Genomic DNA, 20,959 nt, shown 5'->3' with positions numbered 1-20,959 from the left:
GATCAGACGGGTGTCGGTAGGGGCGTTCCGTTGGCGAATGCCTCGATATTGTCCATCGCCAGCATGCCCATATCCGTCCGCACCTCGAGAGTGGCGGTGCCCAGATGGGGAAGCAGCGTCACATCCTCACGGTCGGTCAGTGCTTTGGGCACGTTGGGTTCGAATTCGTAGACGTCCAGACCGGCGCCAGCGATCTGGCCTTGTTCCAAAGCATCGATCAGGGCGGCTTCGCGGACGACCTCTCCGCGGGCGATGTTGATCAGGAAGGCATGGGGTTGCATGGCGTCGAAGGTATCTTTGTTGATCAAGTGCTGTGTCTCGGCCCCGCCCGGGACTGCGATGACTAAGATGTCCGCCGCGCGGGCGACGTCTTGGATGCTGGGCAATTGTTGCGCGGGCAGATCCGGGGTTTTGGGCGAGCGGTTGTAAAACACCACGTTCATGCCAAACCCGAAATGACAGCGCTTGGCGATCGCCTCGCCAATGCGGCCCATGCCGATGATGCCGACGGTTTTGCCTGATACGTGCATGCCCAGAAGCTGTGTTGGGTGCCAGCCTTCCCATGCGCCTTGGCGCAGCATTCGTTCGCCTTCTCCGGCCCGGCGGGCGGTCATCAGGATCAGGATCATGGCTGTATCGGCAGTGGCATCGGTGACGGCACCGGGGGTATTCGTCACAAGAAGCCCGTGCGCCTTGGCAGCGCTCACGTCGATGTGGTTGTAGCCTACACCGAAATTCGCCAGCAGGCGGGCGCGGATTTCTCCCGCTTCCGCAAAGATGTCAGCCGTATAGAGGTCGCCCAGCGTGGGCAGGACGATGTCGTAATCACGCAGGCTCGCGATCATCTCGTCCCGCGTCATCGGGGTTGTGATGTCGCGCACGGTGGTGTCGAAGGCGTCGCGGGCGCGGGTCAGGACAGCGTCGGGCAGGGGGCGTGAAATGAAGAGTTTCATCAGTACATCCGCGCACCGTTGGGGACGGATTTGTCGGGGGTCAGCAGCACGACCTCGCCCTCTGTATCGGGCAAGCCGAGGACCAGAACCTCGCTGCGCATCGGGCCGATCTGGCGGGCCGGGAAGTTCACCACGGCCATGACCTCTTTCCCGATCAGCACGTCTGGATTGTAGTGTGCTGTGATCTGGGCCGAGCTTTTCTTCTCGCCAATCTCGTCCCCAAAATCGACCCACAGCTTGATGGCGGGTTTGCGGGCTTCGGGGAAAGGTTCGGCGCGGACAATGGTGCCCTTGCGGATGTCGACTTTCAGGAAATCGTCGAAACTGATCTCAGCCATTGGCAAGCTCCTTGGAACGGTCGGCGGCGGCTTTCACCGCGCGGGTCAGAAGGTCGGGGAAGCCGGTATCCTCGTCCATCAGGACGGACAGCGCGGCTGCCGTGGTGCCACCGGGACTGGTGACATTCACCCGCAGCTGGGCAGGGTCATCAGCGGCTTCTTCCGCCAAGGCGCCTGCGCCGCCCACGGTGGCTTTGGCCAGTTGCATGGCAAGCTCGTCCGACAGGCCCTGTTTGACGCCAGCAGCCGCCAGCGTTTCGATCAAGTGGAACACATAGGCGGGGCCAGAGCCGGACACGGCGGTGACGGCGTCCATCTGGTGCTCTCCGTCCAGCCGGACGACCTGCCCGACAGCAGACAAGAGCGCTTGGGCCAGATCCATGTCGGCAACGCTGGCATGATCATTGCCACAAATCGCCGTGATCCCGCGCCCGATGGCGGCGGGGGTGTTGGGCATGGCGCGGATGATGGGGGTCTGGTCGCCCAGCATGGTTTCATAGGCCGAAATGGGCGTGCCCGCGGCGACCGATAGGAACAGGGTGGTGCCGTTACCGAGGGCTTTCAGCGACGGCAGCGCCTCGGCCATCATCTGGGGTTTCACCGCGATCAGCACGATGGCGGGATTTTCGGGAAGCTGCGTGTTCAGGTTCAGCCCATCCAGCGATTGCAGCCAGTCCGACGGGTAGGGGTCGTTCACCCAGACCGAGCCGGTCGGCAACCCATCCGATAGCCAGCCCTCCAGCATGGCCGATCCCATCTTGCCGCAGCCCAGCAGCACCAGACCGCGCGATTTTACCTGATCCATCATGATGACGCCCCATCCCGTTTCCAACTTGGGTGCGAGATTAGAGCGCGATGCGGGCGGCGCAAGCCGAAACCGCGCCCGAAGGCGCGGCTGACTTTCGTGAGTGGTGGGGTTAGGCGCGCCCGTAAGCCTCGGCGATGGCAACCTGCAGGGCGTCGCTAATGCTGCGGTCGGTCCATGCGACCAGCTGGAACGCGGGGTAGAAACGTTCCGATGCGGATACAGCCGAGGCAATCAGGCGGTCGATCTGCTCAGGGGCAGCAAACTGTCCGCCTGTCAGGGGCAGGCCATAGCGCCAGACCATCAGGCGCTGCTCTTCCCAATAGGTGAAGGCGCCGGTCCAGCACTGGTCGTTGATGCGGTTCAGGGCATCATAGATGCGCGGTAGGCTGTCTTCGGGCGGCTCCATTTCAAAGGTGCAGATCAGGCGCAGGGTTTCATCGTATGGCGACCAGGCCAAGGTGATCGAATAGGTGCGCCACTGGCCTTCAACCGCCATGGCAATCTGATCCTCGGCGACGCGGTCGAACTCCCACGCGTGGTGTTCCGCGATGGTTTCGACGATGTCTATTGGGTGAAGATCTTCGCTTTCGATGTACTGCTCGGTTGCGGCCATGATATGCCCCCCATTGGTTTCAACATTTGTGACGGGGTCGTGGCAGCGACCGTTAATGGCCACAAATGCTTGATGCCTGTACAAGGTTCGGCGTTCTTTGCGCCTTGCCTTACTAGATATGGTGTCACCCAGATTTCTCTCTGTAAAGTGAAACTTTGCGCGTTAAGCGAGTTGTCCACAGAAAACTTTTGTTTCTCCACAGGTTAACGGAATATGGGTGGGGTGGCGGTTTCAGGCCGCATTGGGGGCTGGTGCTTGACCTTGCCGCCCAGAACCCCCAGTTTGGCGCAAATCTTATCCCTTAGGAGCCCCAGTTGCCCAAGCGAACAGCCCCGTTTTCCCGTTTCGAATGGCAGATCGCGTGGCGGTATCTGCGCGCGCGACGTGCCGAAGGCGGCGTCAGCACCATGACGTGGATCAGCCTGATCGGCATCACCTTGGCGGTGGCCGCCCTGATCATCACGCTGGCGGTGCGCACCGGATTCAGGGACGAATTTGTCGACACCATTCTGGGCGCCAATGCCCATGTTGAGGTCTACGCCCACAGCCGAGTCACCGCGAATGGTGGGCTGGACCGCACGATCTCGAATTATGAGGACTGGGCCGACCGGATCATGACGGTTCCGGGTGTCGTTCGCGCGGCGCCCTTGGTCAAAGGGCAGGTCATGGCGAACCGGGGTCAATATAATGCCGGGGTCGAGGTCTTCGGGATCGCCTATGAAGACATCCTGACCATCCCGCGCATTGCCAAGCCTGAAAGCTCGGCTGGCGCGCTGTCGGATTTCGAAAGCGGTGTGGCCATCGGATCGGGCGTGGCGGCGGAGCTGAATGTCGGGATCGGGGACAAGATCAAGATCATCTCGCCCAACGGCGTGAAGACCGCATTCGGCACCAGCCCGCGGGTGAATGCCTACGAGGTCACCTATATTTTCACCGCAGGTCGTTGGGACATCGACCGCACTCGCGTCTATCTGCCCATTGCCGAAGCGCAGAGCTTCTTCAATCGCGAGGGGCTGGCGGATGAGATCGAGGTGATGGTCATGGACCCGGAAGGCATCGACAAGCTGCTGATGCCGATCATGGACGCCGTTGAAGACCCCAGTGGCGTCTGGACATGGCGGGACCGCTCCGGCGCGTTCCTGCGCGCATTGGATATGGAGGACAATGTGATGTTCATCATCTTGTCCGTGCTTGTGCTGATCGCCTCGATGAACATCACGTCCGGCCTGATCATGCTGGTGAAGAACAAAGGGCGCGACATCGGCATCCTGCGCACGATGGGCCTGACAGAAGGGTCTATTTTGCGCGTGTTCTTCCTGTGTGGATCGCTGACGGGGATTGTCGGCACGATCGCAGGCGTGATCCTTGGTTGTCTTTTTGCGCTGAACATCGACACCGTCTTTGCGGTGGTAAACTATATCTCAGGCGGCGGGGTCTGGGATCCGTCGATCCGCGGCATCTATCACCTGCCCGCAAAGCTGGAGTTCTGGGACGTGGCGTCCGCCGTCGGCCTGTCGCTAACCCTGTCTTTCGTTGTGACCCTATTTCCGGCGCGCAAGGCCGCGCGGATGAACCCGGTGGAGGCACTGCGCTATGAGTGACACGGTTCTGAGCCTCTCGGGCATCACCAAGACCTATAACGAAGGCACGCCGGGTGAAATCCGCGTGCTGCGCGGTGCAAACCTGTCGATTGGGAAGGGCGAAGTCGTGGCACTGGTCGCGCCATCCGGTTCTGGTAAGTCGACGCTGCTGCATATTGCCGGACTGTTGGATGCAGCCGATGCGGGCGAGGTGTCGATCAACGGTCAGAAGATGGACGCCCAGTCCGACCGACGCCGCACTGCGACCCGCCGGAACGAAGTGGGCTTTGTTTACCAATTCCACCATCTGCTGCCGGAATTCACCGCGCTGGAAAACATCGTGCTGCCGCAGCTGGCGAACGGGATCGGGGAGCGCGCTGCCCGCGATCATGCAATGGAGCTGATGGCCCGCGTGGGTGTTGATAGTCGCGCAACTCACCGCCCGGCCGAACTGTCTGGTGGCGAACAGCAACGTGTCGCATTCTGCCGGGCGCTGGCCAATCGGCCCGCACTGTTGCTGGCGGACGAACCCACGGGGAACCTGGACCCGGATACCTCGGACACGGTGTTTGCCGCCCTGATGGAACTGGTGCGCGACACCGGCCTGTCGGCACTGATCGCCACGCATAACCTAGAACTGGCCGCCCGCATGGATCGCACCCTGCGTCTTGAAGGTGGCGAGATCTTGTGAGGTGTCTGTCGCAGATTTCATGCCTTCGGCGAGGATATTTGTGACAAGAAAATGCGTAAGCGCTCCTCGCAATCTCTGACATTCGCGTGAGCCCTGATTGCGCGCCTGCTTAGGATCGGCAATCTGGCAGGCGTCAATCCTAGCGGAGCTTCCGATGCGTATCCTGACCGCGATCCTTGCCCTGACTCTGTCGGCCTCGATGGCCCTGGCGGGCCCGGTGAACTTCAATTCATGGCGCACGCATTGGTTCGCCTTCTTCTCGAAAGTCACCTTCGCCGCGACCGAGGGTGCGATCGGTGTGACGGCGGATGGTTCAGTGTCGATCACCTATGACCGACTGGCCCCCAATGACTGGGACGCGCGCAAGGCCAGTTGGCGCTGGGTGGTGGATAGCTCGGTTCCTGCAACGGATCTGCGTCAGAAGGGCGGGGATGACCGCAACCTCGCGCTCTATTTCGCCTTCCTGCCGAAGGCCGAGGCCGAACGTTTTCAAAACACCCGCAGCCTGCGCAAGCTGCTGAAGCATCCTGACGGTCGCGTGCTGGTCTATGTCTGGGGCGGAGATCACGCGCGGGGGGCGGTGCTGGGATCGCCCTATCTGGGGCCGCGCGGCAAGACCATTGTGCTGCGCCCCTCTGGAACTGGGTCGCATGCTGAAAGCGTTGATCTGGCAGCTGACTACCGCCGCGCGTTTGGGGTAGATCCCGAGGCTCTGGTCGCGCTGGCTCTGTCCGCGGACAGCGACGACACGGATGTGGTTATGCAGGGGCAGGTCAGCAACTTGCGTTTGCAGTGACCTAGGGTTGCACGCGGGCGCAGGCGTGATAGAATCGCGCCAAAGCAAGCCTTTGAAAGGCAACAGGGTTCCCATATGCGCCGCGCAGCACCTTTACTTCTGATCCTTCTCGCTGCCTGTCAGCCCGAAGACATCTTCCGCACCAATGCCAAGCCTAAGGTTCAGGACGTGTCCGACCTGACCGGGGCCGAGATCTATGCCGAGAACTGCGCCGCCTGCCACGGTGACGACGCCAAGGGCGGCGTCTATCCCAGCGCGCCGGGCCTAACCACGCTAACCGCCACACATGGCGGCACCTTCCCCACCCGTCACGTCATGTCGACCATCGACGGCTATGCCAAAGGCACCCAACGCGGCCCCATGCCCGAGTTCGGCGCGCTTCTGGACAGCGAAATGGAGGTCTGGGTGGACGAAAAAGGCGTGATGACCCCGACGCCTGCCGCGCTTGTTAGGCTGGCGGAGTATTTGGAGTCTGTGCAGGACTGATCTGTGCGTAGCCTCGCCCCAAACGCAGCCTTCCGCAGGTCATGCGCAACAGAGGGCCACGCCCGACCCTGGGTGGGCGTCTTGGTGCCCTAGTTACTTAGGCAGGCCGAGTAAGATTGCAGGAAACAATGTACTCGCTTCCATTCTCATCGTTTGGAGATATCGTATAGTGCTTTTCGAACGTTTCTTGATCGGCGTCAGTGTATTTGACAATTGCGGAGAGCGTTCCTTCAATGGTTCTTTGGAGTTTTTGATGAGCTACGATGCAGCTATCACCTTTCCTAAAATATCGTCGCTCTGTGTTTAGAAACAGCCCCCCATCAACATAGACATCTATCGAGAAGTGAGTTGCATCAGCGCCAGTGTTGAAGGCTGAGATTTTGTACCTTCTTAGTTCGTCCCCGGTTATCACATCTACGCCAAAAACTATTTGAAAGACAGGCTGGATGCTTATTTTGCGTGACTGCGCTTGAAGTTCGAGTACTTCCCGTTCATGCATCAAAGTCTCTCGAGTAACGTTGACCATCTCCTTTTGTTGTTCTGCCGAGTGAGCAAGCTCTCTTGCTTGGAGTTTCAAAGCGTCGACGCTGTTCTGAAGCTCCTTGCTTTGAAGGAAGAAGCCCAAGACTACCCAACCGAGAGCGAGAGGGCCGAAGGTTCCAGCTAGGAAGTCGCCCCACGCGTTTGGTTCAAGAGAAGAAAATTTGCTCCAATTGTGCCAGACAATCACTAGCAAAACAGCAATGTATAATATGGTGCCAATTAAGCCCCATTTACCAATTGCCCCTCTATTTCCCCTCAAACATCCAACTCCTCTACGAACTTCGCGTTTTCCTGAATATATTGGAAACGAAGTTCGGGTTTTTTACCCATCAGCTGCTCGACCAGAGACGCGGTTTCGCCGGGTTCGTCCTCGTCGATGGTCACGCGGATGAGCGTCCGGGAGGCCGGGTCCATCGTGGTTTCTTTCAGGTCTTTTGCGTCCATCTCGCCCAGACCTTTAAAGCGGCTGACGTCGATCTTGCCTTTGCCGCCCAGTCCTTTTTCCAGATGCACGTCGCGCTCGGCCTCGTCCACGCAATAGACGCGGCGGGCGCCTTGGGTCAGGCGAAACAGCGGCGGGCAGGCGAGGTACAGGTGGCCCGCGTCGATCATCGGGCGCATTTGGGTGAAGAAGAACGTCATCAGAAGTGACGCGATATGCGCCCCGTCCACGTCCGCATCGGTCATGATGATGATCTTGTCATAGCGCAGATCGTCGACGTTGAACTTGGTGCCCAGCCCGACGCCAAGGGCTTGGGTCAGGTCATTGATCTCGGCATTGGTGCCGATCTTTGAACTGGCCGCGCCCAGCACGTTCAGGATCTTGCCGCGCAGGGGCAGCAGGGCTTGTGTCTTGCGGTTGCGGGCCATCTTGGCGGATCCACCGGCCGAGTCGCCCTCGACGATGAACAGCTCGGTGCCTTCGCGGTTGGTGGCGGAACAATCCACCAGCTTGCCGGGCAGGCGCAGTTTCTTGGTGGCGGTCTTGCGGGCGGTCTCTTTTTCCTGACGACGGCGCAGGCGTTCCTCGGCCCGCAGGACAAGGAAGTCGAGGATCGCACCGGCGGATTTCGTATCCGCTGCCAGCCAGTTGTCGAAGTGATCGCGCACGGATTGCTCGACCATCTTATTGGCGGCTTCGGTCGACAGGCGGTCCTTGGTTTGGCCCACGAACGCCGGATCCGAGATGAAGCAAGACACCAGCGCGCAGCCGCCGGTCAGCAGGTCGTCGCGGGTGATGTTCGCGGCCTTCTTGTTGCCCACAAGCTCGCCATAGGCCTTGATGCCTTTCAGGATCGCGGCCCAGAACCCGGTAACATGGGTGCCGCCCTCGGGGGTGGGCACGGTGTTACAATAGGACTGAATGTAGCCGTCGCGGGACGGGGTCCAGTTGATCGCCCATTCCACGTATCCCGGTTCGCCAAAGCGTTCTTGGAAGGTGACTTTTCCGGCAAAGGGCTGTTCGGCATAGATCGATGCACTGCCTAGCGTTTCCTTTAGGTAGTCGGACAGACCGCCGGGGAAATGAAACGTGGCCTCGGTCGGGGTTTCGCCGTCTTCGATGGCGGATTTCCAGCGGATTTCAACGCCCGAGAACAGGTACGCCTTTGAGCGCACCATGGTGAACAGCCGCTTGGGCTTGAAGCGGTGCTTGCCGAAAATTTCTTCATCTACGTGGAAAGTGACTTCGGTTCCGCGTCGGTTCGGGGCCGCGCCAATTTTCTCGAGCTTTCCAAGTGGCCGCCCGCGCGAGAACTCAAGCGCAAACAGCTCTTTGTTTTTCGCAACTTTCACCAGCAACCGATCGGAAAGGGCGTTCACGACTGTCGAGCCAACCCCGTGCAAACCGCCCGATGTTTGATAGGCCTTGCCCGAGAACTTCCCACCCGCATGCAGTTCGGTGAAGATCACCTCAAGCGCGGATTTGTCTGGAAACTTTGGGTGTTTATCAATGGGAATGCCGCGACCATTGTCGACAACGGTCAGTGAATAATCTGCGTTCAGCGTAACCTCGATCCGGTTGGCAAAACCGGCAACCGCTTCGTCCATCGAGTTGTCGATAATCTCGGCAGCCATGTGATGTAGTGCACGCTCGTCGGTGCCGCCGATATACATACCGGGGCGTTTGCGCACGGCTTCCATCCCGTCGAGATGCTCAATGGAAGAGGCGTCATAATCGTCGTGGCCTTGGTCGGCCAGAAGGTCGTTGCTCATGTATTCGGTCGCCTTGAACGCTGCTCGTTTGTTTTGTTGGGGCATTATGTCAGAGCCGTCGGGAAGGGGAAAGAGCACGCTTTCCATTCGGATGGATTTGGATAGGGTGAAAGGCGACCAACCAAGGACCGCGCCATGACGACACCCCCACTAGGCCCCAACGATTGGGAAGGTTTGCGAAGCGATCTGCATCGGTTATTGGATCGCTGCGTGGACCAGATGCGCGATGCAAAGGATCATCCGTGGCAAGCTCCGCCTGCTGATTTGGCAGATCGTTATGCGATTGGGACAGGTGGGGATGTTGTCGGACGCGTGATGGACCAAGTGCTGCCCTATCACGGTGGCAACACGCATCCCAAGTTCTGGGGCTGGGTACAGGGGAGCGGGCTGGCGTCTGACTTCGTGGCGGGGATTGCGGCAGCTGCGATGAACACCAATGGCGGTGGTCGGAACCACGGCATCAATGAAGTGGAGCGCGCGGTCATCGATTGGACCCGCCGTAAGATGGGCTTTGGCACTGGGGCCAGTGGCGTACTGGTGGCGGGCACGTCTCAGGCGACGGTGATTGCGCTTCAGGCGGCAAGGGTGCGGGCGTGTCCGGATGTGCGGGCCGCTGGGGGTGATGCGAAGCTGACGGTTTATGCGGCCGAAGGTGTCCACAATGCAACCCGTAAGGCTGTCGAACTGCTGGGGTTGGGGCATGATCAGCTGCGCTTGGTTCAGACGAAAGATGGCGCAATGGATCTGGAGACTTTGCAGCAAGCAATTGATATGGACAGGGCGCATGGGCGTACACCTCTGACCATCGTCGGAACCTCCGGATCGGTCGATCTGGGTGGCTACGACGACTTGCACGCGCTGTCAGATCTGGCCAACCGCGAAGGGATCTGGCTGCATGTCGACGGAGCCTTCGGCGCATGGACCCGGTTGGCGGACGCCCCGTGGCGCGGGCTGACGGATGGGATCGACCGCGCCGACAGCATCGCCCTGGATTTCCACAAGTGGATGTATGTGGGTTACGATTGTGGCCTCGCCTTGATTGCAGATGAAGCAGCCCACCGCGCGGCCTTTGCCGCACGCCCGGCCTATCTGAAGGGTGCCGCCGAGGGGCTGGCGGGTGGGGACCCTTGGTTCTGCGACTATGGCATCGACCTGTCTCGCGGCAACCGCGCATTGAAGGTCTGGTGCGCGCTGGAAATGTTCGGAGAAGAGGCGTTTGCCGCCGCGATCACTCGCAACTGCGCGCAGGCTTCTTTCATGGCTGATCAGGTGCAGACCCACGGTATGACATTGGCCGCGCCAGTGGTGTCAAACATTTGCGTCTTCACCGCCGCGCCAGAGCTGCCCGCGGATCAGCAATCCGCCCTGAACGCAAAAATCGCGACCCATCTTCAGCTGAAAAATGCCACCGTGTTTTCGACCACAGATGTGAATGGCATCACTTGCCTACGCGCGGCGATCACCAACCACCGCACCCGCAACCACCACATTGCCGAGGCCATCGCAGATGTCGCCAAAACGGCTCAGCTGCTGAAGGGATCCGTGGGGTAGGAAACGCCCGCCAGATACAACCCCTCGGGCGGACAAACCGGACCGCAGGCGGCGCGGTCACGGGCCTCCAGCGCGTGGGTCACGTCGTCAGGTGTCATCGACCCCGCTCCGACACGTTCCAGCGTACCCACAAAGCTGCGCACTTGATTGTGCAGGAAAGACCGGGCGCGGACGTGGAAACGGTATTCTACTTCGTACTCGCGGCGATGCTCTTCGACCTGAAGCGCGTCCAGCGTCCGTACCGGGCTATCTGCCTGACAGATGGAAGACCGGAAGGTCGTGAAGTCATGCCGCCCGATCAGACGGTCCGCGCCTGCCTGCATCGCGTCTACATCCAGTTTTCGTTTCACATGCCATGCCAGCCCTCGATCATGTGTCATAGGCGCACGGCGCGCGATCAGGCGAAACAGATAGCGCCGTTCCAGCGCTGAAAAACGGGCATGAAAATCGTCATCCACCGCCGCGCAGTCCACGATCGCCACGCGCATCCCCTTCAGATGAAAATTCAACGCCTCAGACAGACGGAACGGGTCCCAATCCTTCACCAGATCGCAATGCGCCACCTGCGCCAGCCCATGCACACCTGCATCAGTACGCCCAGCGGCGGCAATCGTATGTTCACCCGGCTCAAGCTTCGCCAAGGCAGCCTCAATCGCGCCCTGAACGGACGGGTGTTCTTTCTGACGCTGCCATCCGGCAAAGCCAGCTCCGTGATAATCGACTTTCAAAGCATATCTGGGCATGCCCCCGCATAGCTTGCCGCGCGCGCACAAACAAGTTCCCATGCCCCGCATTTTCTTGTTCGAAATATCCTGGGGTGAGGCCGTAGGCCGAGGGGCAACGCCCCTTTCCACGGGGATAATCTGCACAAACCTCCCCTCTGGCGAAACCCGCCCTCCATACATATCTTTAAGTCGAGCAGTGAAGGAGACAGCCGTGGGGCTTGGCGATATTGCAGACAGTGTCACCCGCCAGATCGAAGCGATTGGCGACGCCACAAGCGAGGCACTATTCGAACCGGTGATCCGGCTGGGCGTGACGGGCCTGTCGCGGGCGGGCAAGACAGTGTTTATCACATCTTTGGTGGCCAACCTGATGGATCGCGCGCGGATGCCGGGTGTGGTCGCGGCCTCGGAAGGGCGTATCCAAAGCGCGTTTTTGCAGCCGCAGCCCGATGACACCGTGCCGCGGTTTGACTATGAAACGCACCTCTCCGCCATGACCGGCCCCGCTCCGCACTGGCCCGACAGCACCCGTGCCATTTCGGAACTGCGTCTGTCCTTCCGCGTCCAGCCCTCGGGCCTGCTGGGCGGGTTGCGATCCGCCCGGACGGTGCATTTGGATATCGTGGACTATCCCGGCGAGTGGCTTCTGGATTTGGGGCTTATGGATCTCAGCTATTCCGACTGGGCCGCGCAGGTGCTCGACCGCATCGATACCCGCGATCAAGCGCAGAATTTCCTGACAAAAGCCCGCGCCGTGGACCCGACCGAGAAACTGGACGAGGTGCAGGCCAAGGACCTTGCCGCGTCCTTCGCCGACTATCTGAAAGCCGCGCGCGAGGATGGGTATAGCGATTGCACCCCCGGCCGCTTCCTGCTGCCCGGCGACCTCGAAGGCAGTCCGGCCCTGACCTTCGCGCCCCTGCCCAAACCCGACACGATCCCCCGCCGCAGCCTGTGGCGCGAGATGGAGCGCCGGTTCGAAGCCTATAAATCCCGCGTGGTGAGACCCTTCTTCCGCGACCACTTTTCGCGCATCGACCGGCAGGTGGTGCTGGTGGATGTGCTGGGCGCGATTCACTCCGGCCCCGCCGCGCTGGAAGATCTGCGCCGCGCCATGGCTGAAATCCTGACCGCGTTCCGCCCCGGCACAAACGGGTTCCTCAGCACCCTTTTTCTGGGGCGTCGGATCGAACGTATTCTGTTTGCCGCGACCAAGGCTGACCACCTGCATCACAGCCAGCATCCTCGCCTGACGGCAATCACCGAGGCGCTTCTGCGCGACGCGCGTGACCGCGCTGATTTTGCCGGGGCGAAGACGGCGGCTATGTCTTTGGCGGCCCTGCGCACCACGACCGAAGAGCGGTTGGATCATGATGGCCAAAGCCTCGATTGTGTACGCGGGCAACTTCTGGACAGCGGCAAGACGGCCGCGTTCTATCCCGGCGATCTGCCCGAGGATCCCGCGCAGCTTTTGAAGCCCGCGCGGAATGGGGACGAGAAATGGCTAGATGCGGATTATCAGATCATGCGCTTCGCCCCGGCGGCGATTTCGCTGAAACCCGGCGAAGGCCCGCCGCATATCCGGTTGGACAAGGCCGCCGAATTCCTGATGGGGGACAAGCTGTGACCGATATCCTCAAGCCACCTGCACCGAATGGAGACGCGCGTGACACGTGACCACAAGCAAGGCCCCGTCTTGATCGAGCTTGATGACAGCCCTGCGACCTCTCCGGCTGATGCTCCGCCCGTGCCGGATGTAACCGGGCCCGAGACCTCTGGCGCCGCCATGCAAGGGGTGATTTCCATCGCCGCCCGTAGACCCTCGCGGTTGGCGCGCTGGTTCTGGTCGCTGCTTCTGTCGATCCTTGGTTTTGTGTTGTCCGTCGCGGCCTATGATTTCGTGACCGGGCTGATCACCCGCAATACCTATCTGGGGTACGCGGCGCTGGGCCTGACGGGCGCCTTCCTGTTCGTGCTTCTGATCATCGCCCTGCGTGAATGGATCGCCTTTGCACGGATGCGCCGGGTGGATGCGCTGCATCATGCTGCCGATCAGGCCCTCGCCCATGATGATCTGACCGAGGCGCGGGACGTCATGGCGCGCCTTAAACGTCTGTACCAAGGACGCGACGACATGCGCTGGGCGTTGGAGCGGTTCCGCGAACGCGAGGGAGAGGTCTTTGACACTGACACGCTGTTCACCTTGGCCGAGGCCGAGTTAATGGCGCCCTTGGACCAAGCCGCGTTGAAAGAGGTCGAGGCCGCCGCCCGTCAAGTTGCCACCGTCACCGCCATCGTGCCTTTGGCATTGGCCGATGTCGCGACCGCCCTGACCGCCAACATCCGCATGATCCGCCGCGTGGCCGAGATCTATGGCGGACGCTCTGGCGCTTTGGGCAGCTGGCGTTTGACCCGTGCCGTGATGACCCACCTTGTTGCCACCGGCGCGGTGGCTGTGGGGGATGACATGTTGGGGTCTCTGGCCGGGGGCGGGATGCTGTCCAAACTCTCGCGTCGCTTTGGCGAGGGCGTGGTCAACGGTGCACTTACCGCCCGTGTCGGCGTCGCCGCGCTGGAAGTCTGCCGCCCGCTTCCCTTTGGCGAGGGTAAACGGCCCGGTGTCACGGGCATTGTCAAACGCGCGCTGGCGGGACTGTTTGGGAAGTAGGCGCTAGCCCAAGCTGGGCACGGCGTTTTCGGGGCGTTGAATATCCTCGACCCCCATACGCAGACCGCGCCCGATCCGGTGGACAAGTGCGTTCCAAGCGCGGGCGGTGTCGGCGGGCAGGGCGTCTGTTGCGATCTCTTCAAACAGCGCAATCCACGGGTCGAAATGCTCGGGGCGCACGTTGCCCGCCTGCATGTGGGCGCGCATTGGATTGCCCTCATAACCCGGTTCGCGCAGGATCGCGCCGCGCCAGAAGCGGGTGATTAGGGCGATATGTCTGTCCCATTCCGCGTCCGTCGTTCCCACATGCCCGTTGAAGATCGGCCCAAGCTGCGGGTGGACCCGAATGCGGGCATAAAACCGCGCCAGAACCGTGTCGATCTGGTCGGGCGAGATGTCGAAAAGCTGCAGCGGATTGGGTGTATGGGACATGAGAACCTCTTTCCCGACTGAAATAGTCGGTACCGCCAGTGCCGCCAAGCCCCAACGCATGGACAATTCAGCGCAGCCCGCCCAGCCTTCATGGCTTTACGCCACGCCCCCGCAGGCCTATAACGCGCCCATGATGCACGCCAAAGCGATCATTATTCGAATTATATGCCCGGCGCTCTGATCCAGACGAGCCGCCGGGACAAGGCGCATGGACATACGCGCCGCCCTTTCTTCGACATTGACGACTTATCCTGAAAAGGACCGGACACATGTGTGCCGACACACCCGAATATAAAGACACGCTGACCCTTCCCGTAACCGATTTCCCGATGCGCGCTGGCCTGCCCAAGCGCGAGCCTGAATGGCTGGCCCGGTGGGAAAAGATCGGCGTCTATGACCGCCTGCGCGAGACCGCTGGCGACCGCGAACCCTTCATCCTGCACGATGGCCCCCCCTATGCGAACGGCCACCTGCATATCGGCCACGCGCTGAACAAGACCATCAAGGACATGATCGTGCGCTCGCACCAGATGATGGGCCATGATGCACGCTATGTTCCCGGCTGGGACTGCCACGGTCTGCCCATCGAATGGAAGATCGAAGAGCAGTATCGCAAGAAGGGCAAGAACAAAGACGACGTGGACGTTGTCGACTTCCGTCAGGAATGCCGCAAGTTCGCCGAGGGCTGGATCGACATTCAGCGTGACGAGTTCAAGCGTCTGGGCATCACCGGCAAGTGGGGCAACCCCTATCTGACGATGGATTTCCACGCCGAACGCGTGATCGCCGAGGAATTCATGAAATTCCTGATGAACGGCACGCTGTATCAGGGCTCGAAGCCCGTGATGTGGTCGCCGGTTGAAAAGACCGCGCTGGCCGAGGCCGAGATCGAGTATCACGACCACAAGTCACACACCATCTGGGTGCCGTTCAGCTTCGCGAATGCCGAGGGCGATCTGGCCGAGGCTCGCGTCGTGATCTGGACCACCACCCCGTGGACGATCCCGTCGAACAAGGCGGTCGCCTATAACAACAAGATTGCCTATGGCCTGTATCGCGTTGACGCGACCGAGGAAGAAAGCTGGACCGCAGCGGGGCAGACCTACATTTTCGCCGATGCTCTGGCCGAGGACGCGCTGGGCAAATCCCGCGTGACCGAATTCACCCGCGTACGCGACGTTGCTGCCGACGAGATGGCCGGGCTGATCTGTAAGCACCCGTTCAACGGCCTTGATGGCGCTGACGGCTTCTGGGACTACGACGTGCCGATGATCGACGGCGATCACGTGACGGATGACGCGGGTACGGGTTTCGTACACACCGCGCCCAGCCACGGTGCCGACGACTATGAAGCCTTTGTCGCCCGCAACTGGATCGACCGCATGACCCACAATGTGGGCGAGGAATCGGAATTCCTGCCGCACGTGCCGTTCTTTGCGGGCCTTCAGGTCTTTGACCGCAAGGGCAAGGAAGGCAAAGCCAACAACGCCGTGATCGCCAAACTGGTCGAGGCCGGCGGCATCATCGCGCGTGGCCGCGTGACGCACTCCTACCCGCATTCGTGGCGCTCGAAGGCGCCGATCGTGTTCCGCAACACGCCGCAGTGGTTTGCCTCGGTGGACCGTGAGGTTGGCGACGGGCAGGACGAGATGGGCAAGACCATCCGCGAACGGGCCCTGAACTCGATCGACCAACTGGTGCAGTGGTGGCCGCAAACCGGTCGTAACCGCCTCTATTCGATGATCGAGGCGCGCCCGGACTGGGTTCTGTCGCGTCAACGTGCATGGGGAGTGCCGTTGACCTGCTTCACCAAGAAAGGTCTTCTGCCGACGGACGAGGGCTTCCTGCTGCGTGACCCCGCCGTCAACGCTCGCATCGCCGAGGCATTCGAAGCTGAAGGCGCAGACGTGTGGTACGCCGAGGGCGCGAAAGAGCGCTTCCTTGGCAACGACCACAACGCCGACGAATGGGAGCAGGTATTCGACGTGCTTGACGTGTGGTTTGACTCGGGTTCGACACACTCCTTCGTGCTGCGCGACCGTGAAGACGGCACGCCGGACGGCATTGCGGATGTCTATATGGAAGGCACTGACCAACACCGCGGGTGGTTCCACTCGTCGCTGCTGCAGGCCTGTGGCACCAAGGGTCGTGCGCCCTATAAGAACGTCGTGACCCACGGCTTCACGCTGGATGAAAAGGGCATGAAAATGTCCAAGTCGCTGGGCAACACCATCGTGCCCGAGCAGGTCGTGAAACAATATGGCGCGGACATCCTGCGTCTGTGGGTCGCCCAGACGGATTACACGGTCGATCAGCGGATCGGGCCGGAAATCCTGAAAGGTGTGGCCGACAGCTATCGCCGTCTGCGCAACACGATGCGCTTCATGCTGGGCAACCTGCATGAGTTTGACGAGGCCGAGCGCGTCGACGTGGCAGACATGCCCGAGCTGGAGCGCTGGGTGCTGCACCGTCTGGCCGAACTGGATCACGTCGTCCGCGACGGCTATCGCAAGTTCGACTTCCAGGGCGTGTTCTCGGCCGTGTTCAACTTTGCGACCGTCGACCTGTCGAGCTTCTATTTCGACATCCGCAAGGACGCGCTTTACTGCGACGGGGCCGACAGCCTGAACCGCCGCGCGGCGCGCACCGTGCTGGACATCCTATTCCACCGCCTGACCACCTGGCTGGCCCCGGTACTGGTCTTCACGATGGAAGATGTCTGGCTTGAGCGCTTCCCGGGCGACGAAAGCTCGGTCCACTTGGTGGACTTCCCGGACACCCCCGCCGATTGGCTGGACGAGCCGCTGGCTGCGAAATGGGCGGGCATCCGTCAGGTGCGCCGTGTGGTTACCGCCGCGCTGGAAATCCAGCGTCGCGACAAGGTGATTGGGGCGTCTTTGGAAGCGGCTCCTGTCGTGCATGTGCGTGATGAAGACGTGCTGGGATCGCTGAAATCGGTGAACTTTGCGGATGTGTCGATCACCTCGCAGATCGTGCTGACGAACGACCCACTGCCTGCCGAAGCTTTCCGCGTGCCGGAAGTCGAAGGCGTGGGCGTGGTGTTCGAAAAAGCCTCGGGCGAGAAGTGCCAGCGTTGCTGGAAGATCCTGCCAGATGTGGGCAGCCACGATCACGCAGGCACCTGTGGCCGCTGTGATGACGCCCTGAACTGAGGGAGGGTGAGGGGCTTTGCCCCTCTGCGCTGCGCGCATTCACCCCAGGATATTTATGACAAGAAAAAGAGGGGCGCCGCGGTGCCCCTTTTCGCATGATGCGGATTGAGTGTGTGCGGGCTTCGGTGCAGGGTGGGGGATGCCAGTTGCAGTTATCGATAGCCCCATCGGGCGTTTGGGTGTTGTGGAAGAGGGCGGCCAGATCACGCGCCTTCGCTGGGATGCCGAGCCGTCTGGCGAGCTGACCCCCGTGCTGGCCGAGGCGCAAGGCCAGCTACGTGCCTATTTCGATGGCGCATTGACCAAGTTCGATCTTCCCACCTACGTCGCGGGCAGCGACTTTCAACGCGCTGTCTGTGACGCCATGTCTGCGATCCCGTTTGGCGAGACGATGACCTATGGCGAGATTGCCAAGCTGACAGGCAACTCGGCGCAGGCGGTGGGGAATGCGTGTGGCGCGAACCCTATCCCGATCATCATCCCGTGCCATCGCGTGATGGGCGCGGGAAACAAGCTCGTCGGGTTTTCTGGTGCGGGCGGAGTTGAGACGAAAGTTCAGTTGTTGCGTCTTGAAGGGGCCGCCGGGTTGCTTATCTGAAAAGTTCGGCCCAAAAGGGACGCCCGGACGATGGGCGCGGGGGCCAGACAAGGGGACAGCAATGGCGACAGTTTTGAACGTCAAAGGCGTGACCAAGACCTATGAGGGCGGTCACCAAGCGCTGAAAGGCGTGGATCTGGAGATCGAAGAGGGCGAGATTCTGGCCCTGCTTGGCCCGAATGGTGCGGGTAAGACGACTTTGATTTCAATCATTTGCGGGATCGCGACGGCAACCTCCGGGACCATCACCGTGGGCGGTTTCGACCATGCGCATGACTATCGTGAGGCCCGCAATCTGATCGGTCTGGTGCCTCAGGAAATCAATCTGGAACCGTTCGAGACGGTGATGAACTCGGTCCGGTTTTCGCGCGGGTTGTTCGGTAAGCCGCGCGATGATGCGCGGATCGATGAGATCCTGAAGCTGCTCAGCCTGCATGACAAGAAAGACAACCGGATCATGACCCTGTCGGGCGGGATGAAGCGACGGGTGCTGATCGCCAAGGCGCTGTGCCACGACCCACAGATCCTGTTCCTGGATGAACCTACGGCGGGCGTCGATGTCGAGCTGCGCAAAGATATGTGGGAGATTGTCGCGCGTCTGAAAGAGACCGGCGTGACCGTGATTCTGACCACCCATTATATCGAGGAAGCCGAGGCGATGGCGGATCGGATCGGGGTGATCTCGAAAGGAGAAATCCTGCTGGTCGAGGAAAAAGACGCGCTGATCAAGCGGCTTGGGCAGAAGGAATTGCTGATCGAGCTGGATGCGCCGATTGACGCGGTGCCTGAGGCGCTTTCGAATTACCCGCTAACCATCTCGGACGAGGGCGGCTTGATCTATTCCTATGACGCGCAGGCCGGACATACCGGGATCACCGGGCTTCTGTCGGACTTGCGTGAAGCGGGACTGCATCTGGTGGATCTGTCGACGCGCCAAAGCTCTTTGGAAGACATCTTCGTCGATCTGGTGAAAGAGGACGCGGCATGAACTGGAACGCCATTGCGGCCATCTATCGTTTTGAAATGGCGCGCACTTTCCGCACGTTGGTACAGTCGGTTATCTCACCCGTTCTGTCGACGTCGCTCTATTTCATCGTCTTCGGCGCGGCGATTGGATCGCGCATCGATCAGGTCGAAGGCGTCAGCTATGGCGCGTTCATCGTGCCCGGCCTGATCATGCTGACGGTACTGACGCAGAGCACGTCCAATGCGTCATTCGGGATCTATTTCCCGAAATTTATCGGTACGGTCTATGAGCTTCTTTCGGCCCCGATTTCGTTCTTCGAGATTGTCATCGGCTATGTCGGCGCGGCGGCGACGAAGGCGTTCATGATCGGGTTGATCATCTTGATCACGGCGCATTTCTTCGTCGATCTGACCATCGCGCACCCGGTCTGGATGCTGCTATTCCTTGTTCTCACCTGTATCAGCTTCGCCCTTCTGGGCTTCATCATCGGGATCTGGGCTGGCAATTTCGAGCAATTGCAACTGGTGCCCATGCTGGTGATCACGCCGCTCGTGTTCCTTGGTGGCTCGTTCTACTCGATCTCGATGCTGCCGCCCGTGTGGCAGACGATCACGCTGTTTAACCCGGTGGTTTATCTGATTTCGGGCTTCCGCTGGGCGTTTTTCGGGCAGGCGGATGTGGCATTGGGCTGGTCGGTCGCGGCAATTGTTGTCTTCATGGCGGCGTGTCTGTTCACCATTGGGTGGATCTTCCGCACCGGGTACAAGCTGCGCTCTTGACGTGCGGGTATGCCACATATGGGAAAAAGCGTGATCGGCTTACCCTTGTTAGACGCGGGTGGGCCATCTAAATGTCTGCCATGATCGAACGTCTTCCTTTTGTGAAAAAGTCCCCCACGGTTGCGGTGATCCGCCTGACAGGGATGATTGCCACGGGCACCCGTGGGCAACTGAATGATGCAGCGATGGCGCCTGCCATCGAGCGCGCCTTTCGCAAAGGCAAGCCGTCGGCGGTGGCTTTGGTGATCAACTCACCCGGCGGAAGCCCAGTGCAATCCAGCTTGATTGCTGCGCGCATTTGCCGGTTGGCGGCCGAAAAAGAGATCCCCGTTTATGCCTTTGTCGAGGACGTCGCGGCCTCGGGTGGCTACTGGCTGGCGACCGCTGCCGACGAAATCTATGCGGACGAAAGTTCGATCCTTGGGTCGATCGGCGTGATTTCTGCCGGATTTGGCCTGACTGGGTTGATGGAGAAAATCGGGGTCGAACGCCGTGTGCATACGGCAGGTAAGTCGAAATCCATGATGGACCCGTTCCAACCTGAAAAGCCCGATGATGTGAGGCGGTTGAAGGCCTTGCAAGAAGACATTCACACAGCATTCAAGACGCAGGTGGAATCGCGGCGCGCAGGCAAGCTGCCGGAAGGTGAGGATCTGTTTACCGGTGATATCTGGCTGGGTCGTACCGCTATCGAAAAAGGCTTGGCCGACGGGATCGGGCATCTGGTGCCTACCATGAAAGAGAAATACGGCGACAAGGTGCGCTTCCGCGTGTATGGCCCGCGTCGTGGGCTGCTGGGCCGGTTTGGGATGCGCATGATCTCGGACACATTGCTGACCATCGAGGAGCGCGCGGAATACGCCCGTTTTGGTCTTTAAATGGTTATCAAGATTGTCGTTCTTTTTCTGGTCGCGATGGCTGTACTGGCCATGTTTGGCAAGTTGCGCTATCCCGGCCAACAGCGTATCGAAGCGATGAAATGCCCCCGTTGCGGGCGCTATAAGCTGGGGAAATCCCCGTGTGACTGCAAGGGAAAGGGCTGAG

The 20,959-nt window shown here is 60.5% G+C and carries 21 protein-coding genes; 13 read left to right on the top strand and 8 right to left on the bottom strand.

What is annotated here, in order from left to right:
• Positions 1 to 2: 2 nt before the first annotated feature.
• The 4 genes from G0Q00_RS11375 to G0Q00_RS11360 all read right to left on the bottom strand — a co-directional run bounded on the left by G0Q00_RS11375 (position 3) and on the right by G0Q00_RS11360 (position 2,712).
• Positions 3 to 953: a D-glycerate dehydrogenase gene (locus G0Q00_RS11375; RefSeq protein WP_163039404.1), complete on the bottom strand. Its 951-nt coding sequence runs from the start codon at positions 951 to 953 to the stop codon at positions 3 to 5.
• Positions 953 to 1,291 carry a tRNA-binding protein gene (locus tag G0Q00_RS11370; RefSeq protein ID WP_163039402.1) on the bottom strand — a complete coding sequence of 113 codons (339 nt, stop codon included), beginning with the start codon at positions 1,289 to 1,291 and terminating at the stop codon, positions 953 to 955. Before G0Q00_RS11370 ends, G0Q00_RS11375 begins: the two co-directional genes overlap by 1 nt.
• Entirely contained in the window at positions 1,284 to 2,099 is an 816-nt protein-coding gene (gene proC, locus G0Q00_RS11365; RefSeq protein ID WP_203564980.1) for a pyrroline-5-carboxylate reductase, read from the bottom strand. Before proC ends, G0Q00_RS11370 begins: the two co-directional genes overlap by 8 nt.
• A gap of 109 nt (positions 2,100 to 2,208) precedes the next feature.
• Complete coding sequence (locus G0Q00_RS11360) at positions 2,209 to 2,712, bottom strand: YbjN domain-containing protein (RefSeq protein ID WP_163040370.1); 504 nt, start codon at positions 2,710 to 2,712, stop codon at positions 2,209 to 2,211.
• Between the two features lie 314 nt (positions 2,713 to 3,026).
• Here G0Q00_RS11360 and G0Q00_RS11355 point away from each other — a divergent pair, with 314 nt between their 5' ends.
• The 4 genes from G0Q00_RS11355 to G0Q00_RS11340 all read left to right on the top strand — a co-directional run bounded on the left by G0Q00_RS11355 (position 3,027) and on the right by G0Q00_RS11340 (position 6,265).
• Positions 3,027 to 4,313: a lipoprotein-releasing ABC transporter permease subunit gene (locus G0Q00_RS11355; RefSeq protein ID WP_163039400.1), complete on the top strand. Its 1,287-nt coding sequence runs from the start codon at positions 3,027 to 3,029 to the stop codon at positions 4,311 to 4,313.
• On the top strand, positions 4,306 to 4,983 hold the full coding sequence (locus G0Q00_RS11350) for an ABC transporter ATP-binding protein (RefSeq protein ID WP_163039398.1): 678 nt from the start codon (positions 4,306 to 4,308) through the stop codon (positions 4,981 to 4,983). The genes G0Q00_RS11355 and G0Q00_RS11350 overlap by 8 nt, the downstream gene beginning before the upstream one ends.
• A 154-nt stretch (positions 4,984 to 5,137) precedes the next feature.
• Positions 5,138 to 5,779, top strand: coding sequence for a DUF3047 domain-containing protein (locus tag G0Q00_RS11345; protein ID WP_163039396.1), 642 nt, complete (start codon positions 5,138 to 5,140; stop codon positions 5,777 to 5,779).
• Positions 5,780 to 5,854: 75 nt separating this feature from the next.
• On the top strand, positions 5,855 to 6,265 hold the full coding sequence (locus G0Q00_RS11340; protein WP_163039394.1) for a cytochrome c: 411 nt from the start codon (positions 5,855 to 5,857) through the stop codon (positions 6,263 to 6,265).
• Between the two features lie 97 nt (positions 6,266 to 6,362).
• Here G0Q00_RS11340 and G0Q00_RS11335 read toward each other — a convergent pair whose 3' ends face one another.
• Positions 6,363 to 7,067 (bottom strand): hypothetical protein, encoded by a 705-nt coding sequence (locus tag G0Q00_RS11335; protein ID WP_163039392.1) that lies wholly within the window; start codon positions 7,065 to 7,067, stop codon positions 6,363 to 6,365.
• Positions 7,064 to 9,022, bottom strand: coding sequence for a DNA topoisomerase IV subunit B (gene parE, locus G0Q00_RS11330; RefSeq protein WP_163039390.1), 1,959 nt, complete (start codon positions 9,020 to 9,022; stop codon positions 7,064 to 7,066). The genes G0Q00_RS11335 and parE overlap by 4 nt, the downstream gene beginning before the upstream one ends.
• Positions 9,023 to 9,157: 135 nt before the next feature.
• Between parE and G0Q00_RS11325 the strand changes: the two genes are divergently transcribed.
• A complete protein-coding gene (locus G0Q00_RS11325; RefSeq protein ID WP_163039388.1) occupies positions 9,158 to 10,573 on the top strand; it encodes a pyridoxal-dependent decarboxylase in 1,416 nt (471 codons plus the stop codon).
• Here G0Q00_RS11325 and truA read toward each other — a convergent pair.
• Positions 10,546 to 11,316 carry a tRNA pseudouridine(38-40) synthase TruA gene (truA, locus tag G0Q00_RS11320; RefSeq protein ID WP_163039386.1) on the bottom strand — a complete coding sequence of 257 codons (771 nt, stop codon included), beginning with the start codon at positions 11,314 to 11,316 and terminating at the stop codon, positions 10,546 to 10,548. The genes G0Q00_RS11325 and truA overlap by 28 nt on opposite strands.
• 193 nt (positions 11,317 to 11,509) lie before the next feature.
• Between truA and G0Q00_RS11315 the strand changes: the two genes are divergently transcribed.
• Positions 11,510 to 12,925: a YcjX family protein gene (locus G0Q00_RS11315; protein ID WP_163039384.1), complete on the top strand. Its 1,416-nt coding sequence runs from the start codon at positions 11,510 to 11,512 to the stop codon at positions 12,923 to 12,925.
• Positions 12,926 to 12,964: 39 nt separating this feature from the next.
• Positions 12,965 to 13,966, top strand: a complete 1,002-nt coding sequence (locus G0Q00_RS11310; RefSeq protein WP_370458564.1) for a YcjF family protein — start codon at positions 12,965 to 12,967, stop codon at positions 13,964 to 13,966.
• A 3-nt stretch (positions 13,967 to 13,969) separates the two neighbouring features.
• On the opposite strand, the gene G0Q00_RS11305 is transcribed toward G0Q00_RS11310, so the two are convergent.
• A complete protein-coding gene (locus G0Q00_RS11305) occupies positions 13,970 to 14,398 on the bottom strand; it encodes a group III truncated hemoglobin (RefSeq protein ID WP_163039380.1) in 429 nt (142 codons plus the stop codon).
• A 269-nt stretch (positions 14,399 to 14,667) separates the two neighbouring features.
• On the opposite strand from G0Q00_RS11305, the gene ileS reads away from it, so the two are divergent.
• The 6 genes from ileS to G0Q00_RS15810 all read left to right on the top strand — a co-directional run bounded on the left by ileS (position 14,668) and on the right by G0Q00_RS15810 (position 20,958).
• A complete protein-coding gene (gene ileS, locus G0Q00_RS11300; protein WP_163039378.1) occupies positions 14,668 to 17,571 on the top strand; it encodes an isoleucine--tRNA ligase in 2,904 nt (967 codons plus the stop codon).
• A gap of 139 nt (positions 17,572 to 17,710) precedes the next feature.
• On the top strand, positions 17,711 to 18,169 hold the full coding sequence (locus tag G0Q00_RS11295) for a methylated-DNA--[protein]-cysteine S-methyltransferase (protein ID WP_163039376.1): 459 nt from the start codon (positions 17,711 to 17,713) through the stop codon (positions 18,167 to 18,169).
• A gap of 61 nt (positions 18,170 to 18,230) precedes the next feature.
• On the top strand, positions 18,231 to 19,157 hold the full coding sequence (locus G0Q00_RS11290) for an ABC transporter ATP-binding protein (RefSeq protein ID WP_163039374.1): 927 nt from the start codon (positions 18,231 to 18,233) through the stop codon (positions 19,155 to 19,157).
• On the top strand, positions 19,154 to 19,915 hold the full coding sequence (locus G0Q00_RS11285) for an ABC transporter permease (RefSeq protein WP_163039372.1): 762 nt from the start codon (positions 19,154 to 19,156) through the stop codon (positions 19,913 to 19,915). Before G0Q00_RS11290 ends, G0Q00_RS11285 begins: the two co-directional genes overlap by 4 nt.
• Positions 19,916 to 19,995: 80 nt before the next feature.
• Positions 19,996 to 20,793, top strand: a complete 798-nt coding sequence (locus G0Q00_RS11280) for a S49 family peptidase (RefSeq protein WP_163040368.1) — start codon at positions 19,996 to 19,998, stop codon at positions 20,791 to 20,793.
• Positions 20,794 to 20,958, top strand: coding sequence for a hypothetical protein (locus G0Q00_RS15810; protein ID WP_203564978.1), 165 nt, complete (start codon positions 20,794 to 20,796; stop codon positions 20,956 to 20,958).
• Position 20,959: the final 1 nt, after the last annotated feature.

This window comes from Aliiroseovarius sp. PrR006, from assembly GCF_010500215.1.
In the GTDB taxonomy this organism is placed as follows: Bacteria; Pseudomonadota; Alphaproteobacteria; order Rhodobacterales; family Rhodobacteraceae; genus Aliiroseovarius.
This window is presented reverse-complemented; position numbering and strand designations above follow the sequence as displayed.